32 protein-coding genes and 1 tRNA gene are annotated in these 24,551 nt (G+C 57.7%); 21 read left to right on the top strand and 12 right to left on the bottom strand.

What is annotated here, in order from left to right:
• Positions 1-6: 6 nt before the first annotated feature.
• Genes rlmH through FD715_RS12510 form a run of 3 tightly spaced genes read right to left on the bottom strand, consistent with a single transcriptional unit; the run spans position 7 to position 1,526 of the window.
• On the bottom strand, positions 7-477 hold the full coding sequence (gene rlmH, locus FD715_RS12520; protein ID WP_147110102.1) for a 23S rRNA (pseudouridine(1915)-N(3))-methyltransferase RlmH: 471 nt from the start codon (positions 475-477) through the stop codon (positions 7-9).
• Between the two features lie 15 nt (positions 478-492).
• Entirely contained in the window at positions 493-969 is a 477-nt protein-coding gene (gene rsfS, locus FD715_RS12515) for a ribosome silencing factor (protein WP_223274862.1), read from the bottom strand.
• Between the two features lie 29 nt (positions 970-998).
• Positions 999-1,526 carry a hypothetical protein gene (locus tag FD715_RS12510; protein WP_147110098.1) on the bottom strand — a complete coding sequence of 176 codons (528 nt, stop codon included), beginning with the start codon at positions 1,524-1,526 and terminating at the stop codon, positions 999-1,001.
• Between the two features lie 70 nt (positions 1,527-1,596).
• Between FD715_RS12510 and FD715_RS12505 the strand changes: the two genes are divergently transcribed.
• The gene (locus tag FD715_RS12505; RefSeq protein ID WP_147110096.1) at positions 1,597-2,130 is read left to right on the top strand and encodes a hypothetical protein; all 534 of its coding nucleotides are present in this window, start codon (positions 1,597-1,599) and stop codon (positions 2,128-2,130) included.
• Complete coding sequence (locus FD715_RS12500) at positions 2,130-2,348, top strand: helix-turn-helix transcriptional regulator (RefSeq protein WP_147110094.1); 219 nt, start codon at positions 2,130-2,132, stop codon at positions 2,346-2,348. Before FD715_RS12505 ends, FD715_RS12500 begins: the two co-directional genes overlap by 1 nt.
• A gap of 44 nt (positions 2,349-2,392) precedes the next feature.
• Here FD715_RS12500 and FD715_RS12495 read toward each other — a convergent pair whose 3' ends face one another.
• Genes FD715_RS12495 through FD715_RS12485 form a run of 3 tightly spaced genes read right to left on the bottom strand, consistent with a single transcriptional unit; the run spans position 2,393 to position 5,175 of the window.
• Complete coding sequence (locus tag FD715_RS12495; protein WP_147110093.1) at positions 2,393-3,064, bottom strand: FAD-binding oxidoreductase; 672 nt, start codon at positions 3,062-3,064, stop codon at positions 2,393-2,395.
• 51 nt (positions 3,065-3,115) lie between these two features.
• Complete coding sequence (locus FD715_RS12490; protein WP_147110090.1) at positions 3,116-3,781, bottom strand: MBL fold metallo-hydrolase; 666 nt, start codon at positions 3,779-3,781, stop codon at positions 3,116-3,118.
• Positions 3,778-5,175 (bottom strand): mechanosensitive ion channel family protein, encoded by a 1,398-nt coding sequence (locus FD715_RS12485; protein ID WP_147110080.1) that lies wholly within the window; start codon positions 5,173-5,175, stop codon positions 3,778-3,780. Before FD715_RS12485 ends, FD715_RS12490 begins: the two co-directional genes overlap by 4 nt.
• A gap of 28 nt (positions 5,176-5,203) precedes the next feature.
• On the opposite strand from FD715_RS12485, the gene FD715_RS22525 reads away from it, so the two are divergent.
• From FD715_RS22525 to FD715_RS12475, 3 genes are all read left to right on the top strand, one after another.
• On the top strand, positions 5,204-5,356 hold the full coding sequence (locus FD715_RS22525) for a hypothetical protein (RefSeq protein WP_189799499.1): 153 nt from the start codon (positions 5,204-5,206) through the stop codon (positions 5,354-5,356).
• Positions 5,357-5,413: 57 nt separating this feature from the next.
• A complete protein-coding gene (gene leuC / locus FD715_RS12480; protein ID WP_147110077.1) occupies positions 5,414-6,817 on the top strand; it encodes a 3-isopropylmalate dehydratase large subunit in 1,404 nt (467 codons plus the stop codon).
• A 116-nt stretch (positions 6,818-6,933) separates the two neighbouring features.
• Complete coding sequence (locus FD715_RS12475; protein WP_147110075.1) at positions 6,934-7,947, top strand: patatin-like phospholipase family protein; 1,014 nt, start codon at positions 6,934-6,936, stop codon at positions 7,945-7,947.
• Between the two features lie 17 nt (positions 7,948-7,964).
• Here FD715_RS12475 and FD715_RS12470 read toward each other — a convergent pair whose 3' ends face one another.
• Entirely contained in the window at positions 7,965-8,180 is a 216-nt protein-coding gene (locus tag FD715_RS12470) for a DUF2945 domain-containing protein (RefSeq protein ID WP_147110073.1), read from the bottom strand.
• Positions 8,181-8,364: 184 nt separating this feature from the next.
• On the opposite strand from FD715_RS12470, the gene leuD reads away from it, so the two are divergent.
• From leuD to FD715_RS12440, 6 genes are all read left to right on the top strand, one after another.
• Positions 8,365-8,970, top strand: coding sequence for a 3-isopropylmalate dehydratase small subunit (gene leuD / locus FD715_RS12465; protein ID WP_147110071.1), 606 nt, complete (start codon positions 8,365-8,367; stop codon positions 8,968-8,970).
• Positions 8,971-9,265: 295 nt separating this feature from the next.
• The gene (locus tag FD715_RS12460; RefSeq protein WP_223274886.1) at positions 9,266-10,102 is read left to right on the top strand and encodes a hypothetical protein; all 837 of its coding nucleotides are present in this window, start codon (positions 9,266-9,268) and stop codon (positions 10,100-10,102) included.
• Complete coding sequence (locus FD715_RS12455; RefSeq protein ID WP_223274861.1) at positions 10,102-11,136, top strand: endonuclease/exonuclease/phosphatase family protein; 1,035 nt, start codon at positions 10,102-10,104, stop codon at positions 11,134-11,136. The genes FD715_RS12460 and FD715_RS12455 overlap by 1 nt, the downstream gene beginning before the upstream one ends.
• 33 nt (positions 11,137-11,169) lie before the next feature.
• On the top strand, positions 11,170-12,273 hold the full coding sequence (gene leuB, locus FD715_RS12450; protein ID WP_147110067.1) for a 3-isopropylmalate dehydrogenase: 1,104 nt from the start codon (positions 11,170-11,172) through the stop codon (positions 12,271-12,273).
• A 182-nt stretch (positions 12,274-12,455) separates the two neighbouring features.
• Complete coding sequence (locus tag FD715_RS12445) at positions 12,456-13,439, top strand: DMT family transporter (protein WP_147110065.1); 984 nt, start codon at positions 12,456-12,458, stop codon at positions 13,437-13,439.
• A gap of 15 nt (positions 13,440-13,454) precedes the next feature.
• Positions 13,455-13,531 (top strand) — tRNA-Pro (locus tag FD715_RS12440).
• A gap of 611 nt (positions 13,532-14,142) precedes the next feature.
• Here the strand turns inward: FD715_RS12440 and FD715_RS12430 are convergent.
• The 4 genes from FD715_RS12430 to FD715_RS12415 are packed head-to-tail and all read right to left on the bottom strand — an operon-like array spanning position 14,143 to position 16,425.
• A complete protein-coding gene (locus FD715_RS12430; protein ID WP_189799486.1) occupies positions 14,143-14,589 on the bottom strand; it encodes a DUF6527 family protein in 447 nt (148 codons plus the stop codon).
• The gene (locus FD715_RS12425) at positions 14,586-15,773 is read right to left on the bottom strand and encodes a ThiF family adenylyltransferase (RefSeq protein WP_147110061.1); all 1,188 of its coding nucleotides are present in this window, start codon (positions 15,771-15,773) and stop codon (positions 14,586-14,588) included. Before FD715_RS12425 ends, FD715_RS12430 begins: the two co-directional genes overlap by 4 nt.
• Complete coding sequence (locus tag FD715_RS12420) at positions 15,748-16,116, bottom strand: multiubiquitin domain-containing protein (protein ID WP_189799485.1); 369 nt, start codon at positions 16,114-16,116, stop codon at positions 15,748-15,750. The genes FD715_RS12425 and FD715_RS12420 overlap by 26 nt, the downstream gene beginning before the upstream one ends.
• A gap of 33 nt (positions 16,117-16,149) precedes the next feature.
• Complete coding sequence (locus FD715_RS12415; RefSeq protein ID WP_147110057.1) at positions 16,150-16,425, bottom strand: multiubiquitin domain-containing protein; 276 nt, start codon at positions 16,423-16,425, stop codon at positions 16,150-16,152.
• 216 nt (positions 16,426-16,641) lie between these two features.
• On the opposite strand from FD715_RS12415, the gene FD715_RS12410 reads away from it, so the two are divergent.
• The 8 genes from FD715_RS12410 (at position 16,642) to FD715_RS12375 (ending at position 23,174) form a co-directional block, all read left to right on the top strand.
• Positions 16,642-16,947: a helix-turn-helix domain-containing protein gene (locus tag FD715_RS12410; RefSeq protein WP_223274860.1), complete on the top strand. Its 306-nt coding sequence runs from the start codon at positions 16,642-16,644 to the stop codon at positions 16,945-16,947.
• A gap of 2 nt (positions 16,948-16,949) precedes the next feature.
• Complete coding sequence (locus tag FD715_RS23050; RefSeq protein ID WP_147110053.1) at positions 16,950-17,513, top strand: ImmA/IrrE family metallo-endopeptidase; 564 nt, start codon at positions 16,950-16,952, stop codon at positions 17,511-17,513.
• Positions 17,514-17,807: 294 nt separating this feature from the next.
• On the top strand, positions 17,808-18,584 hold the full coding sequence (locus FD715_RS12400; RefSeq protein ID WP_147110051.1) for a DUF5131 family protein: 777 nt from the start codon (positions 17,808-17,810) through the stop codon (positions 18,582-18,584).
• Between the two features lie 71 nt (positions 18,585-18,655).
• Positions 18,656-19,918, top strand: a complete 1,263-nt coding sequence (locus FD715_RS12395; RefSeq protein ID WP_147110049.1) for a three-Cys-motif partner protein TcmP — start codon at positions 18,656-18,658, stop codon at positions 19,916-19,918.
• Positions 19,919-19,950: 32 nt separating this feature from the next.
• A complete protein-coding gene (locus FD715_RS12390; RefSeq protein ID WP_147110047.1) occupies positions 19,951-20,472 on the top strand; it encodes a GIY-YIG nuclease family protein in 522 nt (173 codons plus the stop codon).
• A gap of 148 nt (positions 20,473-20,620) precedes the next feature.
• Entirely contained in the window at positions 20,621-21,643 is a 1,023-nt protein-coding gene (locus FD715_RS12385; RefSeq protein WP_147110045.1) for an HD domain-containing protein, read from the top strand.
• 4 nt (positions 21,644-21,647) lie between these two features.
• Positions 21,648-22,601 carry a hypothetical protein gene (locus tag FD715_RS12380; RefSeq protein WP_147110043.1) on the top strand — a complete coding sequence of 318 codons (954 nt, stop codon included), beginning with the start codon at positions 21,648-21,650 and terminating at the stop codon, positions 22,599-22,601.
• A 9-nt stretch (positions 22,602-22,610) separates the two neighbouring features.
• Positions 22,611-23,174 carry a histidine phosphatase family protein gene (locus FD715_RS12375; RefSeq protein WP_147110041.1) on the top strand — a complete coding sequence of 188 codons (564 nt, stop codon included), beginning with the start codon at positions 22,611-22,613 and terminating at the stop codon, positions 23,172-23,174.
• A gap of 52 nt (positions 23,175-23,226) precedes the next feature.
• On the opposite strand, the gene FD715_RS12370 is transcribed toward FD715_RS12375, so the two are convergent.
• Positions 23,227-23,862: a tyrosine-type recombinase/integrase gene (locus FD715_RS12370; protein WP_147110039.1), complete on the bottom strand. Its 636-nt coding sequence runs from the start codon at positions 23,860-23,862 to the stop codon at positions 23,227-23,229.
• A 123-nt stretch (positions 23,863-23,985) separates the two neighbouring features.
• On the opposite strand from FD715_RS12370, the gene FD715_RS12365 reads away from it, so the two are divergent.
• Together FD715_RS12365 and FD715_RS12360 are read left to right on the top strand one after the other, a co-directional pair.
• Positions 23,986-24,231 carry a type II toxin-antitoxin system ParD family antitoxin gene (locus FD715_RS12365; RefSeq protein WP_147110037.1) on the top strand — a complete coding sequence of 82 codons (246 nt, stop codon included), beginning with the start codon at positions 23,986-23,988 and terminating at the stop codon, positions 24,229-24,231.
• Complete coding sequence (locus FD715_RS12360; protein ID WP_147110035.1) at positions 24,231-24,521, top strand: type II toxin-antitoxin system RelE/ParE family toxin; 291 nt, start codon at positions 24,231-24,233, stop codon at positions 24,519-24,521. Before FD715_RS12365 ends, FD715_RS12360 begins: the two co-directional genes overlap by 1 nt.
• Positions 24,522-24,551: the final 30 nt, after the last annotated feature.

Here is a 24,551-nt window from a genome sequence, read left to right as displayed (position 1 = left end):
TTTGGATTACACCCGATGATAGGGCGACCCGGCCAGGATCGATGCGGCACGGTACAGCTGCTCGGCCAGCATCACGCGCACCAGCATGTGCGGCCAGACCATCGCGCCGAAGGACAGCAAATGATCCGCCTCGCTCCGCAGCCCCGGATCAATCCCGTCCGCGCCGCCGATGACAAAGGCGACGTCACCCCGCCCCGCATCCCGCCACCCGGCCAAGCGCTTGGCAAAGGCGGGTGACGCCTCGACCTTCCCGCGCTCGTCCAGACAGCAAAGCAGCGCGCCCTTTGGCAACGCACGACGCAGCAAATCAGCCTCGGCACCCATGCCGCCGCCCTTGCGGTCCTCGACTTCGGTAACGGTCAGCGGGCCAAGGCCCAGGGCCCTGCCCGTGCGGTCAAAGCGGGTGACGTAGTCGGACACCAAATCGCTCTCTGGACCGCCCCGCAGGCGGCCCACCGCGCAGATATGCACACGCATCAGTGCCGGGTCAGATCAGTTGGCCGCGGCAGCGCCGGGCTGCCACATCTTCTCCAACTGGTAGAACTCGCGCACTTCGGGGCGGAACACGTGGACGATCACGTCGCCCGTGTCGATCAGCACCCAGTCGCCGGTGTCCTTGCCCTCGGTCCGGGTCGCGATGCCGAAGGTCGCCTTCAGCCGCTCCACCAGCTTTTCCGAGATCGCCGCCACCTGGCGGGACGACCGGCCCGAGCAGATCACCATGTAGTCACCCATGGCGGTCTTGCCGCGCAGATCAATCTGCACAACATCTTCGGCCTTGTCGTCGTTGAGGGAAGATAGCACGGCCTCAAGGATCGCCTCGCTTGTGGCCTGCGTTTTGGGGGCGGCCATCACAGCCGCGGCTCCATCAGCGGTCTGAACCGCGTCAGCAGAGAATGACAGGACATTGTCCTCCTTGGTCAGCGCGCCGCCAAAACCCGCAGCGCCGGGGTATGGGAATGGTAGCAACGCTGACATGACATTTCAATGAATGCGGCTCACGGACACAGCGTCAGCTCTTCGAGTGCCGCCATTTCAAGCGCATCAACCAGCGGCGCGTCACGCAGCAAGGGCAGGAAAGCCGCATCCGCAGCAAGCCGAATATCCACCGAAACACGGGCCGTTTCAGGGATGTCAGCCAGATCGCTGCACGGTTCGAAATCGACGCCCAGACTGCCGCTAATACCATCGGGATCAGCCTCCTTCCGCGCCCCAATCTCGGCCTGCAACGCCCGCAGGTCCGCATGGGAGGCAGGCGCCACCTGCAACACGTCACCGACCATCGTGATCGGATAGCTGCCAAAAAACTCCACCCCATCCGTATCGGTGGCGCGCAATTCCAACCGACCTGATCCCGGCAACAGCCCAAACCCCTCGGGCAGATCCACGCGCAACGCAATGTCGGCAGGATCAGCGGACAAGGGATCGAGTCCGCGCATCTGGTACAATGTGCTGGGCACAACGGTCGAACATGCCCCCACACCCATGGCCACCAAAAGGAGAACAGAGAGAACAATCTCTTTCATCAGAATTTATCCTTTCGAATCATTTTTTATTGTTTTACATTAAATTTTAGTATCTCCATAGGAAATCCAGATGCAAGACAGCTTGATCACAAAACGCGCACGTCAGTTCGAATGGGCCACGATCGGCCTGCTGATACTTCTGGTGGTTGCCGCCTCCATCGCCATCGCCGACGGCGGTCTGTCAGTCGCGGATCTGCGCGACGAATACGACATCGCCAACTTCCCTGAAACGCCGACGGTCTGGGCTGTGACCTTATGGCGGGTCATTGAAATCGCGTCTTACATGCTGCTGCTGTGGGTGCTCTGGTGCGTGCGCGGCTGGCTTGCCGCCTGCGCCGATGGCGACACGTTTCAGATAGACACGGCGCGCCGCATAATGCGCATCGGTCAGGGGCTGCTGGCCCTCGCCGTGGTCGAGGTCGCCAGCTACACCATCGTCATCCTGGCCGTGACCTGGAACAATGCCGCGGGCGAAAGGACGCTTTCGATTGGCATAGACGGCACAAGCCTGTTCCTGCTCCTGGCCGCTGCCTTGCTCACGCTCTTCGGGTACATCCAGACCGAAGCGGCACGGCTCATGACCGAGAATCGGGAATTCGTCTGATGGACATCATCGTCCGCCTCGACGTGATGATGGCCCTGCACAAGATGAAGGGCCGCGATCTAGCCGCCCAGATCGGGATCACAGAACAGAACCTCAGCCTGCTCAAATCCGGCAAGGTCAAGGGTATCCGCTTCGAGACACTCGCCAAGCTGTGCGAGGCGCTCGAATGCCAGCCCGGCGATCTGCTCGAAGCGGTGCCCAGGGACGTCGCCGGTTAGGCCTCACAACAAAAAAGGGGCGCCAGTGGCACCCCTTTGCTGTTTCACCATCCGTCTTCGGTGACTATGTTACCGTGCTTGACCCCAATCTCGCCCAGCGCATCCCGCATCGCGTCTACATACCCTTGCGGCCCGCAGATATAGAACATGCGGTCGATATCCTTCACGTGGTCCTGCAGGAATGCGGCATCGACATGCCCATGATGCAAACCGTCGACATGTTCCTCCGCCAAGACATGATCGACAGTTAAACCATCCATCTCGTCCCATTCATCGCGCAGGATGATGTCCTTGGCATGGGTGTTGGAAAAGATCAGGTGGCAGCCCTCCAGGGTCCCGTTCCGCGCGCGGTTGCGCAGAATCGCGATAAAGGGCGTCACACCAGCACCAGCTGCCAGAAAAACGCCTGGCCCCTTGTCCTCGATGGCACCAAACGGACCGTCGAGTTCAAAAACGGCACCGGGTTTGATGTCGTCCATCTCTTCGGTCACGCCCTTTTTCTCTGGATACACCTTGACCACAAATTCAAGCTGGTCCTCCTCGGGCAGCGAGGTGAAGGTGAACGGGCGACCCGCATCCTTCCACCCGTCACGGCAGATCGTCAGTTCAGCAGCCTGTCCCGGCTCAAAGTCGAAATTGGCCGGACGGCCAAAGACGTAACGGTTCGTGTCATGTGTCAGCGGCGCGACTTCGCGCAGTGTCAGTGTATGTGGCATTGCGTGTCTCCTTTGGACACACAACGCCCGGCCCTGCGTCCTGTTCCGCAATCAGCCTAGCGTCTGGGCAAACGCGACAAAGGCAGCACCCTCGACCGCCGGTCCGTGTCCAAAGGCAACGCGGCGCGGGCGCAGGTCAGCAAGCTTGCGAATGGACGCTTTCGCCGCGTCCATATCCCAAGTGGCGATCTCCAACGGCAGGCCAAGCCGCGGCGCGGTGGTCAACAGGTTCATGCCTACCGCCGCATCGCCCGCGATCAGCACCCCGTCAGATGCTCGCCAGAACGAAATATGACCCGCCGTGTGGCCGGGCGTCTCGACCACCTCGAACCCGCCGACCTTATCCCCTTCGATCAGCGTCCGAGCAACAGGGTATCCTTCACCCGCAAAAAACCTTTGCTGCAACCGCGCCATGACCGATGTGGGATTGGGAAAGGAGCCAAGCACATATCCCGTCTCCGCCGCCTCGCGCTCGGCCCCATGGCACATCAGCGGCAGATTCAGCGCGCGGCACATCTCGGCCGTTGCCCCCTGATGATCAGGATGGGCGTGGGTCAGAACATGGGCGGACACGGCCTTGCCCTGCAGCGCCGCCAGCAACTTGCGGCCCGACATTTTCACCCCGGCGTCCACAAGCACGTCGCCCAGCAGGTAACAATTTACTGACTGCCGTGGCATCACCGGGATCTGCCACGCCGCCTCACCAATCTGGATCATAATCCGTCATCCTCACCCAACAGCCGCACTTCCCGCTGCGGGAAGGGGATCGAAATATTGTTCTCTTTAAAAATGTCCCAAAGCGCCAGATACACATTGCCTCGAATATTGGTCAGACCGCCCGTCGGGTCTGTAATCCAAAAGCGCAGGATATAGTCCACCGAACTGTCGCCAAAGCCCACGATATGACAGACAGGCGGGCGGGACGACAGCACCCGCTCCACGCCCTTGGCTGCTTCGATGGCCAGCTTGCGGACCTGATGCGGGTCGCAGCCATAGGACGTGCCAAAATATATATCGAGCCGCACGAACTGATCGGAGTGCGACCAGTTGACGACCTGCCCGGTGATCAGATCCTCGTTCGGGATCAGGTACTCGCGCCCGTCCCGCGTGACGACCGAGGCATAGCGCGCACCCAGCGTCTGGATCCACCCGAACGTGTCGCCCAGAGAAATCACATCCCCCGGCTTGATCGACTTGTCGAGCAGGATGATGACGCCCGAGACAAGGTTTGACACCACCTTCTGCAGACCAAAGCCCAGACCCACACCAATGGCACCGGACAGCACCGCAAGGCCCGTCAGATCAATGCCCAGCGCCCGCACACCTGCGTAAAAAGCGATAGCGTAGAACACGATCTGCACGACCTTGACGATCAGCACCCGCATCGAGGGCGAAATGTCCTCGTTCGACTGCACACGGCTGGAGGTGGTGACGGTGACAAATCGCGCGAGCGCGAGCAGGCAGCCGATGATGACAACACCCTGCACGATCAGCAGGGCCGAAATCCGCATCTCGCCAAAGCTGATGGCGGCGGCGTCGAGCAGCTCTGCGGCCTCGTCCACAACACCAAGAATATACAGCGTGACGTAAATCGACGCGCCATACCGCACCAAACGGCGCAGGAACAACGAACGGATCAGGCGCGTCGCAAAAACGACAAGCAGCCACGCAGTAGCCAACGCCGCAATGATGCCCAACACATAGGATCGGGAGGGCCAGGTGACCTCCCGCATGAACCAGACCACCAGCCAGACCAGCACGACAAAGAAAATCGCCCGCAACCGCTGGTGCACGACGACCAGCACCCGCATCCGCCATTTGGGCCATCCCTCGCGGGTGCCCATCCACTCCCGGATACGCGGGCCCAGCACGCGGCGCAGCAGGTGGGCCACCAGGAAGACCACCAAAGCGATGCCGAGCTGATACGCCACCCACGGACGCAGCAGGGACGAAATCAGAACCTCAAAGTGACCCAGCAAGAGCGCGCCCAGGGACGTGATGACCTCAACCAGCGTCTCGCCATCCTGGGTCTCGCCCAGCGTCGCCGCCTCTGCCGCCGAATTCAGCGCATCTGCAATGCCGTTGCCTGCGCCTTCGGTGTGGTTGCTCATCCTGCCCTCCGCTCTGGCGCAGCATGCAATGCCAATCGCACACGATCAATTGCGCTTGCTTGATCGGCGCACGGAATCCCGTTATCTGGCAGACATGACACGCCTCTTTGACATGGATGACCGCGCGCGGCTGCGCGAACGCTTCTACGGGGCCACGCACACGGTGCTCGCGCGCCTATAAGGCCGCGCACACCCGTCATCCATTTCAAACACAGCCAATCCAAGGGAGAGGACCAAAATGTCCCCCAAGACGCTCTATGATAAAATCTGGGATGCCCACGTCGCGCACGAGGCCGACGATGGCACCTGCCTGCTTTATATCGACCGCCACCTGGTCCACGAAGTGACCAGCCCGCAAGCCTTCGAAGGGCTGCGCATCGCGGGCCGCAAGGTGCGCGCTCCAGAAAAAACCATCGCCGTGCCGGACCACAACGTGCCGACAACGGCGGGGCGCGAAGACCCCAAGAACATGACTGAGGACAGCGCCATTCAGGTCGCCGCCCTCGACAAGAACGCCAAGGACTTTGGCATTCACTATTACCCGGTATCCGACGTGCGTCAGGGTATCGTGCATATCGTCGGCCCCGAACAGGGCTGGACCCTGCCCGGCATGACCGTGGTCTGCGGTGACAGCCACACGGCGACCCACGGTGCCTTCGGTGCGCTGGCTCACGGCATCGGGACCAGCGAAGTGGAACACGTTCTGGCCACCCAGACGCTGATCCAGAAGAAATCCAAGAACATGAAGGTCGAGATTACGGGCAAACTGCGCCCCGGCGTTACGGCCAAGGACATCACGCTTTCGGTCATCGGCGAAACCGGCACCGCGGGCGGCACCGGCTACGTTATCGAATATTGCGGCGAAGCCATCCGCGACCTGTCGATGGAAGGGCGCATGACCGTCTGCAACATGGCGATCGAAGGCGGGGCGCGGGCGGGGCTCATTGCCCCCGACGAAAAGACCTTTGAATACGTCAAAGGCCGTCCCCACGCGCCCAAGGGCGCGCAGTTCGAAGCCGCCCTCGCGTGGTGGAAAACACTCTTCTCCGATGACGACGCCCATTGGGACAAGGTCATCACGATCAAGGGCGAAGACATCGCACCAGTTGTCACATGGGGCACCTCGCCCGAAGACGTGCTGCCGATCACTGCCACCGTGCCATCTGCCGACGACTTCGAAGGCGGCAAGGTCGGCGCAGCCCAGCGCTCACTCGACTATATGGGCCTGACCCCAGGCACGCCGCTGTCGGACATCGAAATCGACACCGTCTTTATCGGGTCCTGCACCAATGGCCGGATCGAGGATTTGCGCGCCGCCGCCGAGATCCTCAAGGGCAAGAAGATCAAGGTCAAACGCGCCATGGTCGTCCCCGGCTCCGGCCTCGTCCGCGCGCAGGCCGAGGAAGAGGGCCTTGCCGACATCTTCAAGGAAGCCGGTTTCGAATGGCGCCTAGCGGGCTGTTCCATGTGCCTGGCCATGAACCCTGACCAACTGGCCGAGGACGAGCGCTGCGCATCGACCTCCAACCGTAACTTCGAAGGGCGTCAGGGCTACAAAGGGCGCACGCATCTCGTCTCCCCCGGCATGGCGGCGGCTGCGGCGATCACCGGCAAGCTGACGGATGTCCGCGAACTGATGTGATGTCAGGGCGGGCAGCCTGCGATGCGCTTCGCGCAAAAGTTGCATACGGCCCCGCCCGTCCCCTACGGTGATGCACAATTGACTTGACCAATTGCGCATCATCACGGAGTTCACCAATGGCCTTTAACGTATTGTCCTGCGACGGCGGCGGTATCCGCGGATACATGACCGCCCGCATCATCGAAGCACTGAATTCGAAAACCTCGGGCAAACTGCTGTCCGAGGTGGATGGCCTGTTCGGAACGTCAACCGGGGGCCTCGTATCGGTTGGCCTCGCCGTGGGTGTGACGCCAGAAACCCTGCGGCAAATCTACCGAGATCAGGCAGGTACGATCTTTACCCCCAACAGCATTTTCGACGATTCATTGGAAGGCGGCCCCGGCATCTTCGAGTGCCAATACGTGGCGACCGGTCTCTATGACGTCATGCACCCCCATACGCAGGACAAAACCTTCGGCGAGATATTCGGTGACAAGCTGTTGTGCGTGAACACCGCCCAGCTGCAGGACACGGCGCTGCCGCACCCGCGTTGGCAGCCCAGAACCCTGAACAACCGTGGCATCGAAACACCATGGACGGTGAAACTGATCGACGCCGCGCTGGCCACGTCAGCGGCGCCAACCTACTTCCCGCCGCATCTGATCGACGGTTTGGGCTACTTCGCCGATGGCGGCACATTCGCCAACAACCCGCTCCTGAACGGGATCGAGGTCGCGAGACGCGCCAACCTGATCAAAGACATCGCCCAGGTCGGCGCCATCTCCATCGGCACCGGGATTGACCAGACCGGCATTCCCGCAGCCGACGTGCCCTCGGCGCTTGATTGGGGTGCCCTGGCATGGATGCGCCCGCGCGAAGCCAGCAGCGCGATACCATCCACCGCACTGCTCAACATGTCGCTGGCCCTGTCCGCGGATAACATCAGCACATTGGCAGCGGGCCTGATGGGCAACAATGTCATCCGGCTGGACCCCGTACTCGACACGCCGGTTCCGCTAGACGGCTACACAACCTCCGACTTCACGGTGATGGACAACGCCGTGGATGCGCTGATCACGACGCAAGCGTTCGACGATGCGGTCAACGCCGTGCTGGCGTGGCAGAAAACACCGATGGAGACGTCAGAATGACTGCTTCGATAACCCGGTTAAGACGCCTTGCGCACCTCGCTGTCGGACTTCAGCACCTCGTCTCCGTCGTCCTGCTCAATCTTGTAGGCCGGTGCGTCCTCGCTCGCGTCGCGGGCCACGTCGCTGCCCTTGATCTTGAGCGTCGTCTTTTTGGTGTAGACTTTCACGACCTTCCCCGTGCCGGTGCCATTGCCCCAGTCCCATTCCACCTGCGTGCCTTCGCTGAATGACATGACCAACTCCGTTTTTCATAACAGTGGCACTCAAACGTCAGGGGCCCGCGTCGGGTTCCGCCCTTCACCGGTGTACGGCCTGCACGGGTTGTGCACACATGGTGCACAGACCCTCCGCCACGCCGCACCACAAGATGTAGGGTGGGGTTCCACCCCACCACCAGCCCTCGAAAGGTTAACAAAAATGGACAAATTCGAAACACTCACAGGGATCGCGGCGCCCATGCCGCTGGTGAATATCGACACCGATATGATCATCCCCAAGCAATTCCTGAAGACGATCAAACGCTCGGGCCTTGGCGCCAACCTCTTTGACGAGATGCGCTTTGACCGTCAGGGCAACGAGATCCCTGACTTCGTGCTGAACCAGGACGCCTATCGCAAGGCCGAGATTCTGGTAGCCGGCGATAATTTCGGCTGCGGCTCCTCGCGCGAACACGCGCCCTGGGCGATCAAGGATTTCGGCATCCGCTGCGTCATATCCACCTCATTTGCCGACATTTTCTACAACAACTGCTTCAAAAACGGCATCCTGCCCATCGCCCTGCCGCAAGAGGCAGTGGACGTTCTGATGAAGGATGCCGAGAAGGGCGCCAACGCCCGCATGACGGTTGATCTCGAAAACCAGACCGTGACGACCTCCGATGGCGAGAGCTTCAGCTTCGAAGTGGACGCCTTCAAAAAGCACTGCCTACTCGAAGGGCTCGACGACATCGGTCTGACCATGGAGAAAGCCGCGAGCATCGACACGTTCGAGGCACAAGCCGCTCAGGCGCGCCCTTGGGTATGAGCTCGCGTTAACCTCTTAATGCTATAAAAGGGGCCGCGGATATGCCCCTCTCGGGGCGCAAACACAATATCTTGCGCCCCGCCAAAATCCCGCCTCAGAAATGATGCACAAACGCACCACACGGACCCTCAAAAAGCCAGATCGTTAACGTTTGATTAACCCTGAGCTTGAGACACCGGGGCAATCAAGGCACAAATGTGTCGAGAATGAGGCACCCGCCTAACCCGGTGGGTTCAAGTTGGAACAAGCACGCGGCAACGCATCGCGGCTGGCCAGTTTGAAGGGATCGAAAGACGTGATTGCACGAATGTCAGGCGCCGTGGTGCGCGGATTGCTGGTGGCTTTGATGATCGCCATACCGGGGCTTGTTGTGCCCGGCGTGTCTATGGAAGCATCACAAGCTACTGTTTTGATTGCACTTCTTGCCGCAATCATGACCTTTATCGAATATAATGCGCGCAGCCCCAGCATCGTTGAGTTTCGCGACGCCGCCCCGTTCAACCGTCTTCGGTTCCTGGCGCTCTTTTCGACCGTATTCCTGCTCAGCATGATCTGCCGGGGCAAGACGGACCCGACCCTCCTGACCAATGCGCTGACCTCCGTCGGCACCATCATCGGCAACAGCATCGACTTTCCTTACAGTCCTGTTCGCCTCGTCGTGCTCATGCTGCCGCCCGACTCGCACGAAAGCATCGTGCAGTCCGTCCGCACCGCCGCTGGCCTGTCCTACCTCATTTCCCTGACCGCCATGGCGATGTTCCTGTTCCTTGTCCGCGTCCTGGGATGGCCCGCGCGCAACGGTTCCTTCAACGTGTGGGTCAACCTGCCCCTCTTTGACCCCACAGCGGGCGGTGACGTGCTTTACCGGCTGAACCGCGACGCACGGATCAATATCGCGCTTGGGTTCCTCTTGCCCTTCCTCATTCCGGCGGTGGTCAAGATGGCGGCGGACCTGCTAAACCCGATCACGCTTGAGAACCCGCAAACCCTGATCTGGACAATGAGCGCATGGGCCTTCCTTCCTGCCAGCATGATCATGCGCGGCATCGCGATGCAGCGGATCGCCGAGATGATCAAGGACCAGCGCAAGCGGGCCTACGCCAACGCCGACGCGGATATGCTGCTGGCCTGATGGCAGCCCTCATGGCCCTGCCGTGCGGGGCCATGGCGCAGGCGGAGACGATCCGCATCGCCACCTACAACACCGAGTTGCAACGCGATGGACCGGGCCTGTTTCTGCGGGATCTGGCGCGCGGTGAGGACGATCAGATCGCTGCAATCTTGGCCGTCATTGCACATGCAGATGCCGACGTTCTGGCCCTGCAAAGCATCGACTATGATTTGACAGGCGAAGCCCTCAGCCGTTTTGCCAAGGCTGCCGGATACCCCCACCACTTCGCCCTCCGTCCCAACACGGGCCTGCCGACCGGCCTCGATATGGATGGCGACGGACGACTTGGCGGCCCGCGCGACGCGCAGGGCTATGGTCGTTTCTCTGGGCAAGGTGGCATGGCGATACTGTCCCGCTTTCCCTTTGATCCCAGTGGGGTACAGGACCTATCGGCCCTGCTATGGACCGACCTGCCGGATGCTCTGCTGCCGCAATTAAACGGCGCGCCATTCCCGTCTGCCGATGCACAAGCTGCCCAGCGCCTCTCAACCACCGGGCACTGGATCGTGCCCATCCAGACGACAAACGGCCCCTTCCAACTGATGACCTTCCACGCCAGCCCACCCGTCTTCGACGGGCCTGAGGATCGCAACGGCAAGCGGAACCACGACGAAATCCGCCTCTGGCAGCACGTTCTGGACGGCACTGTTGGCACTGCGCCCACGGGCCCTTTCATCATTGCAGGCGATGCCAACCTCGACCCGGCCGATGGCAGCGGGCTCAAGCGTGCGATCCGCAACCTGCTGGCCGATCGGCGCCTGACAGATCTGTCCCCGCGAGGACACGCAGGCACCGACACCGTCGATTGGACCGATCCAGTGCCCGGCGACTTGCGGGTCAGCTACATTTTGCCCTCGACACATTGGCGCGTTGTGGACAGCGGTGTGATGTGGCCGGCGCCAGATGACCCGTTCACCGAAACGGTTACAGCCGCGAGCCGTCACAGGCTGGTTTGGGCGGACCTTACCCTTGACCCTGCGGGCGGTGGTGAGTAGGCGAAACCCCAAGCAATCAAAGGAGTTTCGCCCATGTCCAATCCGTCGATCTTGATCCTGCCGGGCGACGGCATCGGCCCGGAAGTGATGGACCAGGTGGTCCGCGTCATCGACTGGTACGGCGCGAAGCGCGACCTCGCATTTGACGTCTCGACCGACCTTGTGGGCGGGGCCGCCTATGACGCGCACGGCGTGCCGTTGCATGACGACACGATGGCGAAGGCGCAAGAGGTCGACGCCGTCCTGCTGGGCGCTGTGGGCGGCCCGAAATACGACGATCTGGACTTCTCAGTGAAGCCCGAGCGTGGCCTGTTGCGCTTGCGCAAAGAGATGGACCTCTATTCCAACCTGCGCCCCGCGCAGTGCTTTGACGCTCTGGCCGACTTCTCCTCGTTGAAGAAGGATGTGGTTGCTGGCCTCGACATCATGATCGTGCGCGAGCTGACCTCGGGCGTCTATTTTGGTGAGCCGCGCGGGATCATCGAAGAAGGCAACGAGCGCGTTGGCATCAACACCCAGCGCTACACCGAATCCGAGATCGAACGCGCCGCCCGCTCGGCTTTCGAGCTTGCCATGCGCCGCAACAAAAAGGTCTGCTCGATGGAGAAGGCCAATGTGATGGAAAGCGGCATCCTGTGGCGCGAGGTCGTAACCAAGGTGGGCGAAGACTACCCCGAGGTGGAACTCAGCCACATGTATGCCGACAACGGCGCGATGCAGCTTGTCCGCGCCCCGAAACAGTTCGATGTGATCGTGACCGACAACCTATTCGGCGACATCCTGTCTGACTGTGCCGCGATGCTGACCGGCTCGCTCGGCATGCTGCCCTCGGCCAGCCTTGGCGCACCTATGGCAAACGGTCGTCCCAAAGCAATGTATGAACCCGTCCACGGTTCGGCTCCCGACATCGCAGGTCAGGGCAAGGCGAACCCCATCGCCTGTATGCTCAGCTTTGCCATGGCGCTGCGCTATTCCTTCGATCACGGGGAAGAAGCCGCACGCCTGGAAGGTGCTATTGAGAAGGTGCTGGCCGATGGCGCACGCACCGGCGATCTGATGGGTCCGGAGGGTGGCACGCCCCTGTCCACGGCTGAAATGGGTGATGCGATCCTCGCAGCACTGGACGCAAGCCTGTAACTTTTGGCGCGGCGCGCGGTAGGTTCCATGCGCCGTCCTGGCTCAACCCACCGGGTGGCCCTCGGGAACCGGGCTGAATTTTGAGCAACGCGCGGTTTCTTTCTCAGCGTCATGTACAGGTGTGTAGACAATCCCACTGGTGTCGCTATTGAACCAGAGACACCACCAAAGAACCTATCGCAATGTCCGCCAATGCCAAAGGGGCCGTGCTGGCTCTGATCGCCTTCGGGCTGTTTTCAACACACGACGTGTTCATCAAAACGCTGGGTGCGACCTACTCACCGATCCAGATCGTGTTCTTCAGCGTGCTGCTCAGCTTTCCGCTGGCCACCATCATGCTGATGCGCGATGCCAAGCCTGGCACTCTCGTGCCGGTGCATCCCTGGTGGATGGCTGTTCGAACCGTTGGCGCAGTGATCACCGGAGTGTCGGCGTTCTATGCCTTTTCGACGCTGCCGCTGACGCAGACCTATGCGATCCTCTTTGCAACGCCCTTGTTGATCACGGTTCTTTCTATTCCGATCCTGGGCGAAAAGGTGCGGCTGCCGCGCTGGCTCGCAGTGATTGTCGGGCTGTTGGGCGTCATGGTGGTGCTCCGACCCGGCACGACGGATCTGACGCTTGGCCACGCGGCGGCAATCCTTGCCGCTTTTTCCGGTGCGTTTGCCTCAATCGTGGTCCGCAAGATCGGAGCGGAGGAACGTACAGTCGTCTTGCTGCTCTATCCCATGGTTGGGAACTTCCTGGTCATGGGGGTTGCACTGTTTTTCGTCTATCAGCCAATGCCGGGTGAGCATCTGGCCATGCTGGCCATCATTTCGGTCATGGCGTGGATTGCCGGGCGGTTCATCATTGCGGCCTACCAGACAGGCGAAGCGGCCATCGTAGCGCCCATGCAATATTCGCAGATCTTGTGGGCGACCGCATACGGCTTGATCTTTTTTGACGAGACACCGGACATCTACACCGGCATTGGCGCCGCGATCATCATTGCATCCGGTCTGTTCATCGTGTTCCGCGAAAGCACATCCGGCAACTCCGACAACACGCCCGTTCTACGCACCCGCAGTCGCATCGGGACACCCGGCACATTCCGGGTGAGCAGCATGATGACCACCGGGCGATTCCGCGACAAGCCTCTTGCCAAGGAACGCACGCCGGAGTAATGCGCCTCGCACGGTCGGAGTGTAGCTCAGCCTGGTAGAGCACTGTCTTCGGGAGGCAGGGGCCGGAGGTTCGAATCCTCTCACTCCGACCAGATTCTCAATGACTGTAGAGTTGCAGGGACTTTGTCCCAGGAACCACCAAAGTGTCCTCTATCTGCACACACTTTGTCCAACTGGTTGAAAACAAAAGAGCGCTTTTTGGGTCCTGTTTCAGCGGGTTTTCATCTAGCGTTGGGGGCAGGAACCAGACTTTAGCCGCAACGCGGAAAGGGTCTGAACGGGCCGCGAAAGCGGACCTAAGTCACCCAGATCTCAGATGCTTCGTTGTTTTCCAGAGCAGCTTTGGGTTTTCGAAGCACTTTCCGTCAGTGGACTTTCTACTTTTTTCGCCCTGGACGCTGCGTCAAGGCGGACCCTGCCGCTGACTTGGCGGCTTTAAACGCCCTTGGGTTCCGGAGTGTTTTTGAGGCCGCGCTTGCAGCCTTCTTACTGGTTACTTCCTTGCTTCGCACCTGCGTCAGAGCAGACCCCGCCGCCGATTTTGCGGCTTTGCTAGCGGTACGGCTTCTGAGCGTCTTGCTTGCGGCAGATGCGGCGCGTTTGCCGGTGGATTCTGATCGCGTTCTTTTCGGCATTGCTCGAGTTCCTCGTGTTTGTCGGTGAGAGTGAGTTCCTTTGATGGCCCGTTCCGACGTCGAAGCATCTATTTTCGGGACCAATTCTTCATTCGTTGAAATAGTCGCAGCAGCCAATTGCCTTGAGGGACGGCCCGCTTGGTGTGTTCCGCTGGCGATGGCAGCGCCTTCGCATGCCAAGAAGACTTCCGGCGCGTGTCGCGCCGACGACCTGCGGCGATTTGATCGTCAGTCCAATCGACCGCCCATTCGATGCGGTTATCCGTGATCAGATAGTGAGATCGGCATGGGAAGCCCCAGTTCCCCACGGATGGCCGTATTGTGATGGCCTTCCCGTCGAATTTCAGTCTCCAATCCGTCGGATGGAGCGGGAGCACGACCTTCTCTCCGCATCCACAGGCGCACGGATGCGCGGTCGTCGCGTATTCGCCTGAGATATAGAGTACGCCTTCCTCCAAGTCTTTTGGGATGAACTCGACAAACCTCGGCGTGATTTCCATCTCGACTGGGGTCATGCTGCACTTCTTATCATTTGACGCGTCTCGATCTGATAGTGCCAAATCGGTTCGGCGAAATTGGCGTAGAAGCCTCGAAAACCCTTCCAAAGCTGAACCGCCATGTCGGCATTCAGAGAGTTCAATTCCGAGATCTGGATGTTGTTCTCGTAAATGTTTTCTCGACCGCCGGGATCTAGGGGAATATGGGGCCTGACCGAGCCCCTGTTCTCCTTTGTGCTCAAGACGGCCCGAAGGGTTCCGCCGATACCATTGCTGCTGAGGTGCAAACCCATTCCGACATCGACAAAGGGCAGGCCTCTGCGCTCGAGCTCAGAAACGATGTTGGCCTTCTCCGGACACGCGTCGATTGCCAGGAAAGCGAATGTGACCCCCTCGAGAAGTTCCAGATTTGCAGCAGTAAGCTTCGTGGGATGCGGCACGATGTTCCGCTTCATCCGTCCGTAACGTGCAGCGTGGTAATGCACTTTGAATGGTGGTGGTTGCATTTCCTCGAGCGACGGGGTGCCGGGCGATCGATACGCATTGTGAGGATACTGTCGGTCACCATCGATCAAATGGTTCTTGAGCACCGGTGTCTTCGTCGCGTGGTCCAGGATGTAAGCGCCGGTGCCACCCAAGCCGATGTGGGCAATGACTTCTCGCTTGAAAACGCTCGCCAACTTCGTTGTACCTGCTCGGGCTGATGCGCTGTCGGGGAAGACGAACGGGTCACGCTCCGAGGCAGTTGGCGGCATCGCCCCAACCCTTGCTGTCGCCGTCGGATCCAATGCGTGGACTTCGCTGAGGATTATGTCCTCGTAAGTGCGCACTTTTTCGTAGAAGTCCGCATAGCCCCTGTGTCCTCCACTGGTATCGCGTAGCTTGTTCGAGAAGCCGTGCTGGAACGCAATCGATCCAACCATTGTGCATCTCGGACTCGTCCTCCCGAGCGCAGAAAGTGGGTTACCGTTTTTGTCGTGCGGTTCGTCGCCCGAGAACGACATGACGTGATCCCTAGGTGCAACGGTACGTTCCGAAGTAGCATCGAGCGCACAACCGAAGACGCCACGGCGAACGGCCCCATGTCGATCGAGGTAGGGGATCTCCTCGACCAACAGGTGACCCTCGGAAACGCTGACCGCATAGCCTTCCGAGACAAGGCGCTGAAGATCGGCGCTACGATTTATCAGTTGCTGAGACATTGAAGACCATCCCTTCGACAACGCGAACTTTGCCTCCTTCGAGGAGGACGCCTTCGCTACGTCGCTTCGGCCCCCTCGAAAATGAGACCGTGAAGCAGATCAGAGCCCCTCCGAAGAGTTTCGGAAATGCGAGTTTTGCCAGGTCCGAGAAGGAAAGGCGCCCTTTCTCAACCGTGATGACTTCGCCATTCAGGACCACATCGACGGTCTGATCCTTCGGATCGCCCGACCGGAACCTCTCAACACCCTTCGGCTTCAATGAAAGGATGTCGTCATCCTCGATCACGCGATCACCTTTGGAGTCAAAATACAGATCCTCATCATCTGGGATGTCACCGATCAAGCGAAGTTCCAGTGCGGAAATCTGCCCTTCTCCTCAAACGATTTCCCTTTCGTTTAGCATGGCGCGGAAGAGCCTGTCGCCTTCGAACAATCGGAAGCGCTGCGAAACGGTTCCGCGCAAATCGACCTGTTCATCGAGGCCGATGGACTGTGTGCCTCGATCGATGATCGAGACTACAGTGTATCCCGATGCCGGGCTGTGAGACGCAATCGCGAGAATGTCGCGACCGGTGATGACAGGGTCGTACGTCCGAAAATTCTGATCGTCGATTGTCAGGTCATATTCGACTTCTTGAGCGGCTTCTGACATGCCGTAGCTCCTTGTTTTACTGCCCCACGCCGCGTTTCAAAAAGCTTGACGGCAAGCATATTCAGTGATTCAAGTGTCTCACGAAAGAAACGCGTTACACTAAAGAGACGATTAACGTCTCATTAAAGAAACACTTAGGAGCACAGACATGACCCGTCAAGAGGAATCTTGTGCGTTAAAAGCACTATGACTCTAAGTATCGAGAATCTCGGGAAAATGATCATCGAACACCGCGGAACACTTGGAGTGCGAGCAGCGGCTAAAGAGATTGGGATCAGTCCTGCGACGCTCTCCCGTGTCGAGAACGGGAACGTTCCCGACCTGGCCACCTTCGCGAAAATTTGTGATTGGCTAGGTGAAGACCCTAATCGGTTCCTTGGGATGCAGCCTACACGAAAGCCGGCAGAAACCGCATCCGTACAATTCCGTAAAAAAGATGCCACGCACATCGATACCGCGACGGCGCTTGGCGGCATGATCCTGAAAGCGCAAGAAGCCCTCCGTGACAGAGAGAACCTGTAAGGATGCGGCGCGGGTTCAAGACTCAAGCTGAAAAACTCGCGCTGAAGCATAGGGCAGCGGCTGGCCTCGGCCCGCGTGATCGCCTGGAGCCAAGAAATTTTTTGCAGAGGATTGGAATCCTGGTGTGGGAACCTGCCGATGTCCCCGACATCGATTTGGGACATCTTCACCAGCTTACCGTCGTGGATCCTGACAGCTGGTCTGGCGTTACAATTAAAGTCGACGAGAAGACGCTGATAATCGTCAACTCTAGCCACCCGGTTGGGAGGCAGGCAAACACCTTGATGCACGAATGGTCACACATCGAGTTAAGGCATAAGCCCAACCGCGCAGACCGCTCTGACGGTGGACTGCTTCTCTTGAGTGACTACCCGAAGGAATTTGAAGAAGAGGCCGACTGGCTTGCGGGATGTATGCTCCTACCCCGCGACGGCTTGTTATATCACTGTGGCGCTGGCTTGGATGCTCAAGGTGTAGCTAATCACTACGGCGTGAGCCGACAGCTGGCCACATGGAGGATCGGTAAGACGGGCGTAAAGAGACAACTCGGAGCCCGCCAATACTAGGATCCAGCGAGCCAAGGTTTTGCGTCCTTGACGCGTTAGTCGACGTGGTCATGCCGTCCAATCGACAGCTAAACCCAAGGAGTCCTTTTGCATTGCGGAGCCCGACCTACGCACTTCGTCAGATCAGGCATGTTCAGCGAATAGCGATGTTGGCGGGCTGCGCCGGAGCGTAGCAAACCTTCGGCCAATGGCAGCAAAGGACGGTAAGAACGGTCACGTCCTCATATTTGTTGCCTAAATGTTCTGTCAGAGATAGCGTCTGCACGAGGTTATCTCGATGACGAAAGAAGCTAAATGGCTGAAACGCAAATCGAATGGACAGATGCAACATGGAATCCGGTAGCCGGATGCACGATTATGTCTGCTGGATGCACAAACTGCTATGCGATGAATATGGCCAGGCGCTTGGAAGCCATGGGTGTGGAAAAATATAAGGGGCTCACCCGGAAATCTGGTAGGCGCACGATCTGGAATGGTGTCGTGCACGAAGATCGCAGGTCCCTCGAAATCCCAAGAAAGTGGAAGAAACCACGCAAGATCTTCGTAAATTCCATGAGCGATCTATTCCACCCTGACGTTTCGGGTTCGTTTGTTGCGGACGTTTGGCAAGTGATGTCAGACACGCCACGCCACCACTATCAGGTTTTGACCAAAAGACCGGATCGAATGGCAGAGATGTTACGTGATATTTGCGCTGATCCTTTGCGCAATGTGTGGTTGGGAACCAGCGTTGAAGGGCAGGACGTTGTCCACCGTATCGATGAGCTGCGACAAGTCCCAGCTCGGATTCGTTTCATCTCTTTTGAGCCGCTGATCGACAGTGTTGGCAAAATTGATTTGACAGATATCGATTGGGCGATTGTCGGTGGCGAAAGCGGTCGATCTGCCCGTCCGATCAAAGAGGAATGGATCGACGATATTCATGATGTCTGTCGGCAGCATGGAACCGCATTCTTTTTCAAGCAATGGGGAACCTGGGGGAAAGATAACAAACGACGCTCAAAGAAGATGAATGGACGGAGCTATCGCGGCCAGACTTGGGATGAAATGCCGGCAGAAATTCAGCTTTAAGGCTGCTCGCATCTTGTGTTTGTACCAGGACTGTTCAGTTTAGTGCAAACTCATTTAGTTGATTGGGTAAGATGGCGAAGAAGCAGAACTTCAAATGGAAAATAGGCGAACCTCTTCCCGGGATCGAAGCGCATACAGAACGAAAACTTGAGGTCATCGAGCAATACCTCGACGTTTATTTTGATACGGTCACAGCCAGCCGGCGCATGGATACTCTGCGGATCACAATTGTGGACGGGTTTTGCGGTGGCGGACTTTATCAAAAAGGCAACGAAATCCGCCACGGAAGCCCCTTTGCGCTTCTCAATGCGGTAGAGAAAGCCAGGGTCCGTGTGAATGCGGATCGCCATAAGCCGCTGGAGATCGCAGCGCAATTTTATTTCAGCGATGCTAACAAACTGCACATGGCAGCCTTGCGCGACGAGCTCCTCAAAAGTGAGTTTGCAAAGCGCTTGGATGACACGATCATCCTCCAGACTGGTGTCTTCGAAGAGCTGCTACCGAGGGTACTAGCCGATATTAAGAAACGGCAGCGCCAAGGTCGTAGTTTCTTCGTCCTCGATCAGTGGGGCTATGTAGATGTCCCAGTGCATTGCCTTCAGCAAATCTTCTCCACATTAGACAAGCCCGAAGCCATTCTTACGTTCTCAATCGATGCGCTGTTGAACTATCTGCGCACGGATGGGAGCGGACTGGACGGGTTGCGGCAGTTTGGTGTGAGCGACAGCTTTGTCAAAACCTGGCATGAGCTGAAGGATGACGAGAACTTCGGGCGCGCAACGGCACAGCGCGCGATCATGGAGACGCTTGCCAGAAAAAGTGGAGCGCATTTTTTCACCCCGTTCATGATGTATTCCAAAACGGACAAACGCTGGATGCTGCTTGCACACTTGTCGAAACACCAGGCGGCACGCGATAAGATGCTCTCGGTCCATTGGGATCAACAGAACCATTTTCGGCATATCGGAAAGGGCAGCCTTTTTGAGCTTGGTTTTGATCATCGGCTGGCTGAAAGCAAAGACGCATTGTTCTCATTCCGTGATGATGACGAGGCAAAACTCCTCAAGGAGTTGGAGAATGAATTACCCAGCCGGGTGATGGATAACATGACCAATCGTGTCTTGATGGTTGAAGCTTTGTTGTCACAGGTCGGAAATCTGACAGCCGCCCAAAATGAAATGATTTTCCGTGTTTTGCAGAAGCTTGCTGCTGATGGTGAGTTGGAAATAGAGAAAAAAGGCGGCGGACGAAAAAAACCGAGCACGATGATCGAAGTGTCGGACACCCTGGTCCGACCGCCTCAACGCCTGCTGTTTTCAAAGTTCTCGTCGTAGAGCCGGGCCTCTTTTGACGACCTTGTTCCTTCATGTGTAGCGGAGTGGGAGTGACCGTTTACTTTGTAACTGAAGAGGCGCCGGACGAAAGCCGACCAATGCTCATAAAGATCGGCTTCTCGTTGGATGTGCGACGCCGTGTTGGCCAGTTGCAAACCGGCAACCCCAAGAGGCTTGCGCTGATGGGAGAGATCAAGGGGGATGACCCTCGCGAAGGGCGCGCCCTCGAAAAGAGCCTTCATCAGGAGTTCTCAGCATGCCGCTCCGAGCTTGGTGAGTGGTTTTTCATTGAGCCCCAGGTTGTCATTGAGGTGCGAAAGCGGCATGTGCCCCAAAGTTACATCACGGTGGGGCAGGATCCCTTCGAAATTGTGTCCTATGATAGTGATGCTGTTCCGGAGTTGGTAAGCCCCTGGAACTGGGGTGATGTGGAGGCGTATGAGTTCTGTCCGTCCTGCGGTTGGGCAGGTGGTTGGACCTACAATGAGAACTGGGGCGTTGAGTTTTGCTTGAAATGTGGGGCGTCAGAGCACGATTTCGGCTTAGAACGCTAGGGAATCCCAATAAGGGCATCGTATCAGCGGAATTTTCATCCTATGTTGGTGGAAAGAGAGACTAAGGAGCGGATACTCGGTGCAGATCCAGTGCAACCATCAGCAAGACGGTGAGTGCATCCCAAGGCGGGTTTGCGCACCGACTTTGATGCATATGGTTGATGCAACACCGACTTTGCGCTCCGATGAAGACCTTCGTCTTAGAGATCGCGTTGCGAACGCGCTGTTACACACTGTGCCTCTAAGACGGTTGGAGGGCATTGGGTTTTTGGGTGCGATCGACTACGCAAAAAAAGGGTCGGGTAGACAGCCCCATCGGCGTCGCCACAACCGCAGAGAACATTCGATTGGTGTGGCGAAGCTGGCTGAAACCTATGCCCTTGAGGTTGAGATAGAAGAAAGAGACCGCAAGACGCTTGTCTGCGCCGCGTTGCTTCACGATATCGGACACGGCCCGCTGTCTCATACGTTAGAACCCGTTTTTGAAGAACGATTTGGGATAAACCATCACCGGACCACCCGAGACATCGTCAAAGGTTCAACCCGATTTGGGTCGCAGATTCTCGATATCCTGAAGGAATTCGATGTTGAGCCCGATGACGTGCTTGCTTTGATTGAAGGGCAAGATGATGGAAAGTACGCGTTCTTGTTCTCTGCGCCGATCAATATCGACACGCTGGAAGGCATCACGCGATGTCGGGCATTCGTTGGTCCGAGGTCCGCCTTTGGAAGTGCAAGCGCTGCAGTCAGGCGTTGGGCCACATCAGGTCGACTGCCCCAGAATGACTTCGATGATTTTTGGTCATTAAAGAACAGTGTCTATAATCTGGTGATCAATGCTCCGCTTGGCAGACTGCTTGATACGGTCGCTCAGTCCTACATGGCGGCCAACATCGACAAATTTGGTCCAGAGGATTTTCTGAAGACCGAGAGAAGCTTTAGGGCTTCGCATGCGGAACTCTTTTCCTATTTGAATATCGTTCTCGACGACGAGGACGATTTACGCTCTCGGTTGCCGAAATCTTGGCTGACCGTTGATGTCAAAATTAATGATCGTAAGTTCTTCGTGGACGAAAGCGTTGAACTTGCTGGCCCCCATCAAATCGACGCACGATACAAGCAGACCCGCTCTCGCTATTCCGTGAAGCTCGAAGACCTCATTCAGGGATAGTGCGATGAAGAGTGGTGATACGTCGCCGATCTTGGCGGCATGCAAAACCGAGTCCGAGCGCCAACTGGAACAAATGCGGAAAATCGCCACGGACATGTTTGGGGACCACCCGAACTATCTTATCGGCGTAAACGGAAGTGTCGCCCGGCGGGAGTGCACAAGTGGTTCAGATGTAGACCTTTTTTTCTTGATCAATGGCAAGATCACGATTTCCGACGCGCGCAAGGCGCAGGACGCCTATCGGTCAAGGCTGAAGGATATTGGGCTTGTCATGCCCGCTCATGGGGGCGTTTTTGAGAACCCGTTGAAGATCAACAATCTCCTTAGGACCATTGGGGGAGACGAGGACACCAACGAATTCATCACACGTCGCATGTTGTTTCTGCTCGAAGGTGAGTGGACCTTCAATCAACAGCTGTTTGAGCAGACGCGCTCCCGGTTGATAGAGCGCTACGTCGCAGACGACTTAGGCGATCACAAGTTAAGCCTCTTTTTGCTGAATGACGTGATCAGGTACTGGCGTACGATCTGTGTGGACTTCGAGCATAAGACGGCGACCGCGGATAAGCCGAGAGCGATCCGGCTCATTAAGCTGCGGTTTTCCCGCATGCTTCTTTACCTGGGTGGGGTCGCAGCTGTCAGCCAGACGAAAGGACTTGGAGTCGCTGAGAAGCGTCAGAGGCTTGAAGAGCTCTTTGCAATGTCGACGATCGCGCGTTTGCAGGCAATTTTTGGCCCGGCAATGGAAAAGCCGCTTGGGCGATACGGCCGGTTTCTTGCCCAACTCGATGACGCGGACATCCGTACGCAGCTCAAGCTACCAGGCGAACAGGGTTTGCAAACCGCCGCTTATCAGGACCTGTCCGACGAGGCCCGCGAGTTCAAAAAGGATCTGCTCGACATGTTGATGGATGAGCTTGGAGCAGAGCACGATGTCGTCAAAGCGCTCCTGCTTTAAGCTGAGAGCATGGATCAAAGCTCTGCGTTGAAGATGCCGATATCGCTGGTTTTCCTCAGACACGCCAGGACGCCTTGGAACAGTGCTGGGCTGACGATGGGGCAGTCGGACATTCCGCTTTCTGATATCGGAAAAACGGAAGCGGACCTGGCGGCGACTGCCTTGCAAGAGTATCCGATTGACATGATCGTATGCAGCCCGCTGACTAGATGCCTAATGACAATTGCGCCGTTTCGCGCAACTGGCGATCATGATTTCGTCTTAGAGCCCAAATTGGCTGAACGAGCTTGGGGCGTTTATGAAGGTGTCCCCAAATCGCAACGAGGTGTCGAGAAAGACCCTAAATTTGGTGAGACGGAGGATGACTTCCGGCGTCGCGTCACTGAAGCGCTTAGCACGTTACCAATCGAGAGAAACATCCTCTTGGTGTCACATTCCGGCGTTTTTCGCGAAATCTGCAACCTCGGTTTCATTCCTAGTGTAGCTCATGCGGAGCTTCCACATGCTATTCCTCTGGTTCTTAGTCGTGTTGCAGCGAATGTCGGCAATGTGGGCTGCACGAATAGCAACTGATGGCTTTCGTTAATGGCAGCTGTGGGCCGTCAGCGATGACGGCCCGAAGTTTTTAGATTTCAATGGCCTCGGCGATTGCAAGAGCGTCCTCAAGTTCAACGCCCAAGTATCGGACTGTACTGTCCATTTTGGTATGCCCAAGCAGCAATTGAACAGCGCGTAGATTTCCGGTCTTCTTGTAGATCTGCGTGACTTTGGTCCGCCGCATCGAATGGGTTCCGTAGGCGCTGGCCTCAAGACCGATCGACGTCACCCAATCCCGGACAATCCGCGCATACTGGCGGGTCGAGATGTGGAGCCGCTCGTGAAAACGGCCTGGCCAAAGATACTCAGACCCGATCATCAGCTCGTCTTCCATCCATTTTTCAACCGAGGCGCGTGTGCCTTCCGATATCTCAAATCGTACAGGTTTCTGGGTTTTGCTTTGCAGAACGGATGCGCGTTCTTTGATCTGACCCGATGCCATGACATCGACCACCTTCATTTTCACAAGGTCACAGCCCCGAAGCTTGCTGTCGATGGCCATATTGAAGAGCGCTAGATCTCGGTGATTCTCGGCGAGTTCAAGCCTGACACGTATGGCCCACACATGCTTAGGTTTGAGTGGTCGCTTCTGGCCGACTATGCGGCCCTTGTTCCAGGCCGGGCGCAAGGCGCGAATGGCAGGTAGGTTTGGGGTAGGTTCCATGGTTGATCCTCCGATCCACCACATGCCACCCCATCGTCAGTTCGCTGACATGAGATCATACCACTTCACGCGAGTATTGAAAATTACCGAATATTGGTATAGGTGGTTAGCAGGAGACAGCATATGGCAAAGAACACATCGATGTCCCTCGGGGACCACTTCGCGGGCTTTATCGAATCCCAGGTTAGCAATGGGCGCTACGGTTCAGCCAGTGACGTCGTCCGGGCAGGCCTAAGGCTTCTCGAGGAGCATGAAACCAAAGTTCAAGCTCTTAGGGATGCTTTGATTGCTGGCGAGAACTCGGGTGAGCCGCGCACCTTTGACCGTGAGGCGTTTCAAGCGCGCATGCGTCAGAAGTCCAGCACCTGATGCCGCTGCAATACGTGCTTTCGCCGATGGCGGAAGGGGATCTGGAGGATATCTGGACCTATACGGCGCGAGAATGGTCAGTCGAGCAGGCTGAGGCCTACACCAACGACATCATCAACGTTTTCGAAGATATTGCCGCGGAAGAACGAGACGGCCGCCCGGTTTTGATCCGAGCGGGATATCTCAAGGCGCTGGTAGGCAGGCATGCGATCTATTTCCAAGCCCGTGGCGAAGTGATCGCCATCATCAGGATTCTCCATCAGAGCATGGATGTTGAACGGCATTTGTAGGCAAAGGGAATGTCCGCTTCGGCGGGCCGC

Origin of the sequence: Tateyamaria sp. syn59, assembly GCF_007995245.1 — a bacterium.
GTDB lineage: Bacteria > Pseudomonadota > Alphaproteobacteria > Rhodobacterales > Rhodobacteraceae > Tateyamaria.
This window is presented reverse-complemented; position numbering and strand designations above follow the sequence as displayed.